The sequence below is a fragment of the Nocardia asteroides genome, assembly GCA_019930625.1.
Lineage (GTDB): Bacteria > Actinomycetota > Actinomycetes > Mycobacteriales > Mycobacteriaceae > Nocardia > Nocardia sputi.
This window is the reverse complement of record CP082844.1, coordinates 4,537,775-4,549,082: the sequence shown is the minus strand read 5'-3', so window position 1 is coordinate 4,549,082 and position 11,308 is coordinate 4,537,775. Positions and strand designations below refer to the sequence as shown.

Genomic DNA, 11,308 nt, shown 5'->3' with positions numbered 1-11,308 from the left:
GGCGTGGCCCTGTGTGTCCACCTACCCTCCGGGTCAGGGAACGGGGCTTCGCCGGTGTGCTACCGGGCGGTACTCGGGCCCGGGACCACGACGGCGTGGGACCGCACGGGGCCGCTGAGCCGACCGGCCTAAGCGACCAGTTCCATCACTCCACGCGGATCCCACGGCATCGGCCCGGTCGGGAAGCCGAGCCGGACCAGCCGGTGCGGCGCAGCCGTCTCGAAGTGCGCCACCGCGGGCGGCAGGAACCCGCCGACCACCTTCTCCACCATGGTGTTCAGTCCGGACAACCGCGGCCGCAGCCGGACCTGCCAGCTGCTGACGCGCCCGGCCGGAACCTCGACGACGGTGCGCTGCTCCACCTTGGCCCCGAGCGGAACGTGCACCGAGAAGGCCAGCCACAGATCCACGCACTCCTCGGCGCCCTCGGTGAAGTCCAGGCCACGCAGCAGCGTCAGGCCAGCGGCCAGCGGCATCACGTTGGCGGGAAAGGGTGCGATCCCGCCGCCGAATCGAAGGTGGACGGTATCGAGGAAGTTGGCCTCCTCACGTGAGACCACCGTTGTGCCCGTGCGAGTCTCGGCGCGGTAGTGCTCGGCCTGCAGCCGATCGCCGGAGCGCTGGAACCGCTGCTCGATGGTCATCGCGAAAATCCCGTGTCCCAGGCCCGCCTCGAGCGTCGAGCGGTAACCGTCGCCGTCGTGGGCGACCACGCTGACCACGTCGAGCTTCGACGGCCGATCGGCGATGGTGACGGTGTAGACGGACTTCTCTCTGTCCGGGATTCCCGGGTCACGAAAAGCGTTGTCCACCAATCCTCCTCTAGTGGGTGTCCGCGGCCGCCGCCGTGAACACCGCTCGCAGCGTGGCCACATAGCGTTCGACGGAGCCGTGCGCCACCGGTGTGTCCGGATAGATGACGCTCAGCGTGGTTTCCGACGCCAGCCGGTTGATCCAGATCAGCACCTGCTCGGAGGCGGCGCGATTGGCGTACAGCCCGCACGACGCGAGGTCGAACAACTCGTTGCCGAGCAGCTCCCTGGCGTCCACGTACGAGATCATCGGCGTGGACCAGCCCGGTTTCAGGTCGAGATCGGAGTCCGCGGGCAGCAGTTCCACCACGCGCTGGAACGAGGTGGGGGCCAGCCGTAGTCCGTTCTCGTAGGCGTGCTGCGCGATGGTCGCGGCGCGCGCGAAGGTGGTGGTGGCGCCGATCGGAAAGGTCACCGGCAGCAGCGTCACGTACCAGCCGACCGACGCGCGTTCCGCGGCGGTGCTGCGGGTGCTGACGGGCGTCATGCCGAAGTAGTAGTCGGCACCGATGAGCTCACGCTCGGCCAGCGCCGCCGCGGCGAAGATGCCACCGACGAATTCCGCGCCGTTGTCGCGGCAGACCCGCTCGAATCGCAGCGCGGTGTGCTCGTCGAACAGGGTGACCGTGCGGTGGGCGCTGCGGTTGTACACATCGGTGCGCCTGCCCAGATCCAAGGGGAACGAGGGTAGTTCGCCGTCGTTGCCGCGGATGAGCTCCAGCCACTTGCGCACGCCTGGCGAGGCGAGCGTCATCCGGCCCGTGTACTCCCGCTCGGCGATGCAGTAGTCGAGATAGCTGGCCGCGGGGGCCAGCAGGCCGACGTCTTCCCACACCTCCCGCAGATACAGCAGTGCGAGGTCGAATCCGGACAGATACTGGCCGAATCCGTCGGTGTGCAGATGATCGACCGCCAGGTAGACCGTGGTCGAATCCTCGCGCTCGATCGCCCCGAAGGTGAAGCAGTCCCAGTCGAAGGGCCCTGGCGTCGTCTTCTGGACATGATCGCGGATGGCCCGCGCCTCGTCGACGCGGCCGTAATCGACCGGCACGAACTCGACGTCCTCCGCGGGTACGAGATGACGCTCGATCGCACCCGCGGAGTCAACCCGGAACCAGGTCCGGAAGGTGTCGTGGCGCAACAGGAACGCGTTGACCGCCCGCGTCATCGCGTCCAAGTCGAGATCGCCGGTCGGGATCTCCGCGGTCACCAGGCACAGGCCCGAGTACCGGAAATCCGCCTCCGCGTGCCGGTCGGCGAGCCGGAGATACTGCTCCTGCTGGTGCGAGGGCGGGGCGGGGTGAACCGGCGCCCGCCGGGCGCGCGCCACCGACTCCGGTGACGCCGCCCAGCTGACCAGCCGGCCGGGCCCCGGCTCCCATTCATCGATCAGCCCGAAACCGACCACGGGGATACCTCGATTCGACGACGGTGGGTGGTCACGGCCTGGCCTCGGCCGATGCCATCGCAAGAACCGGTTCGGCCGCGAGACCGTTCGAAGCCGTCGGCTCGGACATCGGCGTGGCCGGGTCCGGCGCCGACTGCGCCTGACCGGTATCCGCGGCCAGGATCAGCTCCGCCACCTTCGGGCCGGCCTGCTCCAGGCTGAACGACCGGCCCATCTGCAGCGACATCAGGTCGATACCGAGGGTCTTGGTGACCCGCGCCCCGAGCTCCACCGCCATCAGCGAATCCAGCCCGAGTTCGGGCACCGGAACGGTCATGTCGATGGACTCGACGGGCACACCCATGACGACGGCCAGTTCCTCGGCCATCTTGCGGGCGACGAAGGCCCCGCGCTTGCTGTCCTCGATCGCGGCCACCTCGGCTCGCAGCCGGGCCAGTTCGGAGGTGTCCTTGGCGGAGGCCTGCGCGAGCGCGCTCGTGCGGCCGGTGCGGGTCAGCTGCGGGAAGGTGCCGGTCAGCTTGGCCCAGTCGGTCGGAATGATCGCCGCCCGGGCCACCCCCAGGCGCAGGGTCTGCTCCAGGTACGCGGTGGCGTCGGCCATGTCGATCGGATCGAAGCCAACCAGATCGAGATACTTGAGGGCCGTCTCGTCGGCGGCCATGCCACCGGTCGCGCCCGACAGATGACCCCAGCCGACGCACAGCGCCCGCTCGCCCGCCCGGGACCATTCCTCGGCCAGCGACTCCACCGCCACGTTGGCCGCGCAGTAGTTGTACTGGCCGTAGATGCCGTACATCGAACCGCCCGAGGAGCACAGCACGAACATGTCCAGCCGGAACCCGGCCTCGGCCACGGCCTGGTGCAGTACCCGAGCGCCGTGCACCTTCGGTCGGTAGACCGTGGCCAGCTCCTCGAACGACATTGCCGCCAAGCGGTTGTCGGCCACCGAGCCCGCCGCGTGGAACACCCCGCGCAGCGGGTGCTCCGAACTGTGGGACCGCGCCACGATCGCGGCGACGGCCTCCGGGTCGGTTACATCGGCACGCTCCTCGACCACGTCGACACCGATGGTCCGCCACGCCTCGAGCTGCCTGCGCGCCTCCGCTGTGCTCGCGCCGCCGCGGCCGAGCAGCACCACCCGCCGCGCCCCGCGCAGCACCAGCCAGCGCCCGATGGCCATCCCGAACCCACCGAACCCGCCGGTCACGAGATAGCTCGCGGCGCTGTCTATCTCGATCTCCGGCAGGTACGGCCGCACCGCGGCCGTGGACGAATCCATGCGCAGCGCGATCCGCGCCAGCCCGGTCGAGCGGATGGTCTCCTCGAAGGCCCTGCCCACCTCGTCGGTCTCGAACAGCCTGTAGGGCAGCGGCTGGTAGGTGCCCGCGAGCACCTTCTCGTAGACCCGCTGCAGCAGCTTGGCCAGCCGCTGCGCGTCGACGGCGACCAGGCGGTCCAGATCCATGGAGAAGTACGCCAGGTTCTTGTCGAAGTTGGCCAGCTCGAGCAGGCCACCGGTGTAGATGTCGGCCTTGCCCACCTCGACGATGCGGCCGAATTCCGCTACCGCGTTGAAGTTCTGGCGCAAGATCTCTCCCGGCGCGCTGCTGAGCACGACCTCCACACCTTTGCCGCCGGTCAGCTCCATTACGTCGTCGACGAAGTTGAGCGAACGCGAGTCGATCGCGTGATCGGCGCCGAGAGCGAGCACGTGGGCGCGGCGCTCGTCCGTACTCGCGGTGCCGATGATGCGCGCCCCGCGATCCTTGGCCACCTGGATCGCGGCCGTGCCGACGCCGCCCGCGGCCCCGTGGATCAGCACCGTCTCGCCCGGTTCCAGCCGGGCCAGATCCAGCAGCGCGTACTCGGCCGTGCCGAAGGCGATGGTGCTGGTGCAGTAGGCGGGATCGGCGTCGGCGGGCAGCGGGATCGTCAGCTGCCGGTCGACGACGACGTAGCGCTGCATCATGCCTTTGGCGGCGACCGCGACCAGATCGCCCGCCGCGAGGTCGGTGATCCCATCGCCCACGCGCACCACCTCACCGACGCCCTCCATCCCCGGCACAGTGCCGAAATAGGTGGGCGCGAGCTCACGCTCGCCGAGCAGGCCGATGACTTTGAGCGGATCCTTGTAGTTGAGGCCGATGATCTTCATCCGCACCTCGACCTGGCCCGGTCCGGGTTCGGGGCGCGGGCATCGCCGCCACGCCAACGCCGACAGCAGGCGTGTCCGGGGCAGCTCCAGCGTGAAGTTGGCTTCCGGGTCGGTGAGCGGTTCGGCGGTGTCGAGGGCGTCGAGGCGCTCTTGCAGCGGTTTGATCACCAGCGGGACCCAGCGCTTGCCCGCGCGCAGCACGACCTCGTCGAGATTGTCGTTCCAGAACGCGCCCGGCACGGCCAGTTCCGTGATCAGATCGGCGATCTGGGTGTCGGGTTCCGCGTCGATCAGCCGCCAGCGCAGCGCCGACTGCTCGTTGAGCAGCACCCGGCGCGCACCGGCCAGCGCGGCATGACTCGAGTCCGGCGGGACCGGACTGTCCGGCAACGCGAACGCCCGCTCGGTCACCAAGGTGGCATGGCACCACCCCTCACCGAAGACGCTCTCGGGCCCCTGTTCGGTGGTGTCGGGGTGGACGAACTCGTCGAGGGCGACCGCGATCCGCTCCAGGGCCCACAGGTCGGCGACATCGTCCTCGACGGTTCCCGCGACCACGCAGACGTGCAACCGGTCGGCGCCCTCCGCCTTGGCGGCCGCCAGTGTCGCGGCCAGATCGGAGGCGAGTGCACGGCCCGCCACCGCGGCCACGTACAGCCGAGAGCCCGGCAGCGCGGCGGCCAGTTGCCCCGCACGGCGGCAGTTACCGCCCAGCGCGACGATCACGGTGGTCACCGAATCCTGCGGCAGGGTCGCGGGATCGATGGGATCGCGCTGTTCCAACGTCTCGGCGTAGTAGAAGTCGACCATCCGGTGCAGCGGATCCTGGCCCGGCGCGAGCGCACCGATCTGCAGGCCGCTCAACCGCATCACGAGGTTGTGTTCGCCGTCGAGCAGATCCACATCGGCGCGCAGCCGGGCGCGGGGATCACGACGCGCGACGACGGTGATCCGCTCGGGCAGCGGTGCGACCAGCCGTACCGCCGCGACACCGACCGGCACCAGCGTGCCCACATCGATCCGGGCGTCGGCGAACAGCAGGGCCGCCGACTGCATCGCGGCGTCGACCACCGCGGGATGGGCGAGGTGTCCGGCGTCCGCGGCGATGGTGCCGTCGACGGTGGCCACCACCGCCTCCGCGCCCACGCGCACGGAGGTGACGCGGCGGAAGGCCGGACCGTACTGCAGCCCCGCCGCGGCCAGGCCGCTGTAGAACATCTGCGGGTCGATGTCGAGACCGACGTCCAGGGTGGGCACCGTGACCTTCGTAGGCTTGTAACTGCCGGTCAGCGTGCGGCCGAACGCGTGCACCGTCCACGCCGTCCCCGTCGCCGATCGCGATCGGATCATGAAGCGGCCGCTGGCCTCCTCGATGGTCAGCGCCACCAGCGGCACGTCCGGCGCGGCCATGATCAGCGGGGCCACGAACCGAACCTGTTCCAGCGCAACGCGTTCGACACCCAAGCGGGTGGCCGTGGCGCTCAGCGCGGCATCCAGGTAGGCCGCGCCCGGCATGATCTTGACGCCGTTGACGACATGGTCGGCCAGCCACGGCAGCAGCTCGGTGCCGACCTGTAGCAGCCAGTCCGGCCTGCCCTCGACGTCGGGATCGCCGAGCATGGTGTAGGCGCCGGGGGTACCCAACCGCGCTTGCTCGAACAGCGGCAGCGCCGAGTGAAGCCGCGTGCGCTGCCACGGATAGCGCGGCAGCGGCACGTGCGGGGTGGCGGAATGCGCCGGGAACAGCTCGTCGAGATCGAGCACGCCCGCGCCGTAGAGCCCGATGAGGGTGCGGCGGATGCTCACCGAATCCGGTTGCTTACGATCCAGTGTCGCCACCGTCGTGCCGTTGACGTCCGCGCCCAGCAGCGTCTCCCGGATGTTGCCCGACAGCACCGGGTGCGGGCCGACCTCCAGGAAGACGCGGCTGTCCGCGCCGATCAGTTTCGTGACCGCGTCGGCGAACCGGACGGGCTGTCGCACGTTCGCGCACCAGTACTCGGCGTCCCAGTCGGGGCCCGCAACCGGCTCGCCGGTGACCGAGGAGTACAGCGGCACGGTCGGCGTCATCGGCTTCAGCTCGGCCAGCGCCTCGCGCAGCTCGTCGAGGATGGGGTCCATCAACCGGCTGTGATACGGCACCTCGACGCGTAGCCGGCGTGCAAAAATGCCGTCCTCGGTGAGCTTTTCGGCGAATTCGTCCAGGCGGTCGACGTCGCCGGACAAGGTCAGCGAGCTCGCGCTGTTGATGGCGGCGACGTCCACCCGCGGGTCGTCGCCGACGAGTTCACGGGCCTGTTCGGGCGACATCCCGACCGCGAGCATGCCACCCGATCCGGCGGTCGTCGCCTGCAAACGGGCCCGGTGATAAGCCACCAGCACCGCGTCGTGCAGCGACAACACGCCGCTCACGTAGGCCGCCGACACCTCACCGACGCTGTGCCCGACCACTGCCGCGGGCCGGATGCCGTACTCGGCCAGCTCACGCGCCAACGCCACCTGCACGAGGAAATTGGCCGGCTGCGCCACCTCGGTGCTGGTGACCCGGGACTCTTCCTCGGGCCGCAGCAGCTCCTCGATGATCGACCAGCCCGCGATCGAACGGAACTCCGCGTCGACCGTCTCGGCCACGTCGGCGAATACGCCTTCGCCGCCGAGTAGTTCGCGCGCCATTCCCCACCACTGCGGACCCATGCCGGAAAACACGAACACCGGTTCGGCCGTCCGCGCCACGATCGTCCGCGCGGCGTCGCGGCCCTCTCCCGCCGCGAAGCGGCGCAGGTCCCCGACCAGCTCGGCGGTGTCGCCGACGAGCATGCCCGTGCGGTACTGATGGTGCGCCATGCGCGTCCAGGCGGCCTCGGCCAGCCGGTCCGGGTCGGCGCCCGCGGTGATCAGGTCGCCGAACCGGTCGGCGAGCGCGCGTGCCGCGCCGCCGCTGCGTGCCGAGATCGGCAGGATGCCGAAATGCCGGGGCGGCGTGGCCGGTTGGGTGGGAACCTGCCGGAACTCCCGGAGGATGGTGTGGGCGTTGGTGCCGCCGTAGCCGAAGCCGTTGACCGCGATCGTCATCGGCTCGGCGTCGTCGGGCAGCGTCTCCGCCTCGAGTTGGACGTGCAATCCCAACTCGTCGAACGGAATGTCGGGATTGGGTTTGTCGAGCCAGCCCTGCGGCGGAATGGTGCGATGGTGGATCGCCAGCGCCGACTTGATCACGCTGGCGATACCGGCCGCGGCCTCGGTGTGCCCGAGTGTCGACTTCACCGAGCCGACGCCCAGCGAGCGCGTGCGCCCCGCCGGCGCGCCGAACACACGGCCCAGTGCGCGCAACTCCACGGGATCACCGACCAGCGTGCCGGTGCCGTGCGCCTCGACATAGGTAATCGTGTCCGGCGCGAGCCCCGCGCGCTCGCATACCGAACGGGCGAGGGTTTCCTGTGATTCGGCGTTGGGCACGGTGATCGCCGTGGTGCGGCCGTCCTGGTTGGAGCCGGTCGCCTTGACCACCGCGTAGATCCGGTCGCCGTCGCGTACGGCGTCGTCGAGTCTCTTCAGCGCCACCATGCCCGCGCCCTCGCCACGGCCGTAACCGTCGGCCGATGCGTCGAAGGACTTGCAGCGGCCGTCCGCGGCCAGGAAGCCGCCCTTGCACATCAGGACGAAGGTCTCCGGCTGCAGCATCACGTTCACGCCGCCGGCGAGCGCCACCTCGCAGTCGTCGTTCTCGAGCGCCTGACAGGCGAGATGAAAGGCGACCAGCGACGACGAGCACGCGGTGTCGACCGTGAGAGCGGGGCCGACCAGGTTGAGCGCGTATGCGATCCGGTTGGACAGCATGGTGTAGGACGCGCTGGCCGGGGTGTGCATGTCGGTGTGGAACAGGGCCGGGCCGACCACGCCGATCACCGACTGGTCCACCACGAACCCGCCGACGTAGACGCCGATCGACCCACCCGCCGCGTGGCGCGCGATCCCGGCGTCGTCGAGCGCCTCCCAGGTCACCTCGAGCATCAAGCGCTGCTGCGGATCCAGCACGGTCGCCTCGCGGGCGGAGATGCCGAAGAAATCCGGGTCGAACTCCCACGGGTCGGTCGTCATGAATGCCGCGTGCTTGGTGTAGCTGCGCCCCGGCGTGCGCGGTTCCGGATCGTAGTAACGGCGATAGTCCCAGCGATCGGCGGGCATCTCGATCACGCCGTCGCGTTTGTCCAGGACGAATTCCCAAAAGGTATCGGGCGAATCGATTCCGCCCGCAAATCTACAGCCGATGCCGACAATTGCGATATCCGACATGCACATCCTCCGGGTCGGATCTGGTTGAACGCCATTCTGCTACGGCGATTCACGAATGCGGTGTGCACAGTGCACAGTTGCGATCGCCTCAGCGTAACGGCCACCCCACCGGCCGTCGCGAGCTCAGGGAGACTTCACAATCCCGCGAAGACCGATTTGTGTCATCTCGAAATCCTGACGCCTTCGTCGATGAAATCTGTTGAGATTGCTACGTTTTCACTGTTTGCGAGCCTCGTCGAATTACGATGTCATCGATTAGGAGGCGGCATTGTTCGCCGAGTTCACGCGCTGGACCGATACGCTCGTCCGGCGGCCATTCACCGTCATCGGGGTCGTCGTCGCCGGACTGCTCGCGCTCGGCGTATACGGCCTCGGGCTGGGCGATCACCTCAGCGTCAGCGGGTGGGACGATCCGACTTCGGAATCGGCGCGCGCGGCTCGGCTCCGAGACGAAGCGTTCGGCCACGATCACATCGCCGATGTGATCTTGTTGTTTCACGCGCCCGCGGGCAGGACGATCGATGATCCGGCCTTCGCCGCCACGATCGTCGGCCACTTGAACAGCCTGCCGCAACGTTTTCCGGGCCAGATCACCAAGATCAACGGCACCTACTGGCCGACCGACACGGGGCTCGATCTACCGGATATCTTCGGCTCCGAGGACCGCGACTACGCCTTCGCCTCCATCGCCATTCGCGGCGACGACGACACGGAGGTGATGCGCAACTACCGAACGGTCGCCGACCGGTTCCGCATACCGGGAATCGAGATGGAGGTCGCGGGCGGGCAGCCGGTAGCGGCCGCACTCAACGACACCATGGCCCACGACCAGCGACGTATGGAGCTGTTCGCCGTTCCCGCCGTGGCGGTGCTGTTGTTCTTCTTGTTCGGCGGCGTTGTGGCGGCCGCGCTCCCGCTCATCGTCGGCGGGCTGACCGTGCTGGGTGCGTGGGGGATCATTCGCGCCCTGACCACCGTCATGGAAGTGAACTCCTTCGTCTCGCCGGTGGTCTCGATGATCGGCCTCGGCTTGGCCATCGACTACGGTCTGTTCATCGTGAGCCGGTTCCGCGAGGAGCTGGCCGACGGCCGCGAGGTGCCCGAGGCGGTACGGCGCGCGGTCGCGACCGCCGGACGGACCGTCGTGTTCTCCGCGACCATCGTGGTCGTAGCCGCGGGCGCCATTCTGCTGTTCCCACAGGGATTTTTGCGCTCGTTCGCCTGCGGCGCGATGGTGACGGTCTCGCTGGCGGCGCTGATCTCGATCACGCTGCTACCCGCCATGCTGGCCGTGCTCGGCCGGCGCGTGGACCGGCTGGGTTTCAACCGCTTCCACGCCCGTCGGGCGAGCGACCGCGAGCCGGACAATCCGTGGGGCCGCGTCGCCGGGTGGGTCATGCGAAGGCCGCTGGCTGTTGCGATTCCGGTGGTGGCCGTCCTGGTGGTGCTGATCGCCCCGGTGCGCGACGTGGCCTTCGGCGGGATCTCCGAGCGCTTCCTGCCCCCGCAGCATCCGGCGCGCACGGCGCAGCAGGACTTCGATCAAATCTTCCCCCTGCGTCAGATCAATCCCGTCGACCTGGTGCTGATCACTCACAACACCGCCGATATCGACGCGGTGGTCGCGCAGGCCGGCCGGGCCCCCGGACTCATCGCGCCGTTTCCGCGTGCGGTGCAGGGACCGGCGCATCCGAATGTCTTCACCACCTCGACCGTGATGCGTGATGCGCACGACGCGAACGCGACCATCGACTATCTGCGCTCCATGCCCATGCCGAAGGGCACGACCGTGCTGGTCGGCGGGCAGCCCGCCATTCAGCGCGACAGCGTCGAGGCGCTGCTGAGCCGGATGCCGCTGATGATCGTGCTCGTCTTTCTCGTCACCACCGTGCTGATGGTGCTGGCCTTCGGCTCACTGGTGCTGCCGCTCAAGGCCGCGGTGCTGAATCTGCTCGGGCTCGGTTCCACGCTCGGCATCCTCACCTGGATCTTCGTCGAAGGCCACGGCGCGGGGCCGCTGGAGTTCACCCCGCAGCCGATCATGGCGTTGGTGCTGGTACTGATCGTCGCCGTGATCTACGGCTTGTCGACCGATTACGAGATATTCCTGCTCGCCCGCATCGTGGAGGCGCGGGCGGCGGGCGCGACGACCACCGAGGCGGTCCGCGTCGGCATCGCCCGCACGGGCTGGATCATCACCGCCGCAGCCCTGATCCTGTTGGTGGTGACCGGAGCCTTCGCGTGGTCGGATCTGGTCATGATGCAGTACATCGCCTTCGGCATGGTCGCGGCGCTGTTCATCGACGCGACGGTCCTGCGCATGCTGCTGGTCCCCGCGAGCATGCGCCTACTCGGCGACGCCAGTTGGTGGGCCCCGTCCTGGCTACGGCGTGACGGGCGTCGCCGCACCGCCGCCGCACCCGAGGAGCCCCCCGCCGAGGCGGTCCAGGTCTTCGAACGTCCTTAGTGCCGACCGGCAGGGTGCCTGCTACTGGCGCACCGGGAACGGGACTCGTCCACGACCACATCCCTGCCCCTGCCTGGCAGAGCATCGGCGGACCGGTGATATCTCGGCAAGTCCGAGGCGAGAGAATCGCGGTGCGCAGCGTTGTGCCCGGCCGATAGCCTGTGCAGGAGCGG

Annotated in this window: 4 protein-coding genes; 1 reads left to right on the top strand and 3 read right to left on the bottom strand. The window is 69.0% G+C overall.

Annotated elements, in window-relative coordinates; translation table 11 throughout:
• Positions 1-128: 128 nt before the first annotated feature.
• The 3 genes from K8O92_21020 to K8O92_21010 are packed head-to-tail and all read right to left on the bottom strand — an operon-like array spanning position 129 to position 8,668.
• Complete coding sequence (locus K8O92_21020; protein UAK30402.1) at positions 129-812, bottom strand: hypothetical protein; 684 nt, start codon at positions 810-812, stop codon at positions 129-131.
• A 10-nt stretch (positions 813-822) separates the two neighbouring features.
• Complete coding sequence (locus tag K8O92_21015; GenBank protein UAK30401.1) at positions 823-2,220, bottom strand: acyltransferase; 1,398 nt, start codon at positions 2,218-2,220, stop codon at positions 823-825.
• Positions 2,221-2,251: 31 nt separating this feature from the next.
• Positions 2,252-8,668 carry an SDR family NAD(P)-dependent oxidoreductase gene (locus tag K8O92_21010; protein ID UAK30400.1) on the bottom strand — a complete coding sequence of 2,139 codons (6,417 nt, stop codon included), beginning with the start codon at positions 8,666-8,668 and terminating at the stop codon, positions 2,252-2,254.
• A 268-nt stretch (positions 8,669-8,936) separates the two neighbouring features.
• On the opposite strand from K8O92_21010, the gene K8O92_21005 reads away from it, so the two are divergent.
• Complete coding sequence (locus K8O92_21005; GenBank protein UAK30399.1) at positions 8,937-11,135, top strand: MMPL family transporter; 2,199 nt, start codon at positions 8,937-8,939, stop codon at positions 11,133-11,135.
• Positions 11,136-11,308: the final 173 nt, after the last annotated feature.

Coding starts and splice junctions, on each gene's coding strand:
- K8O92_21010 (UAK30400.1), bottom strand. CDS start 8,668: ATGTCGGATATCGCAATTGTCGGCATCGGCTGTAGATTTGCGGGCGGA.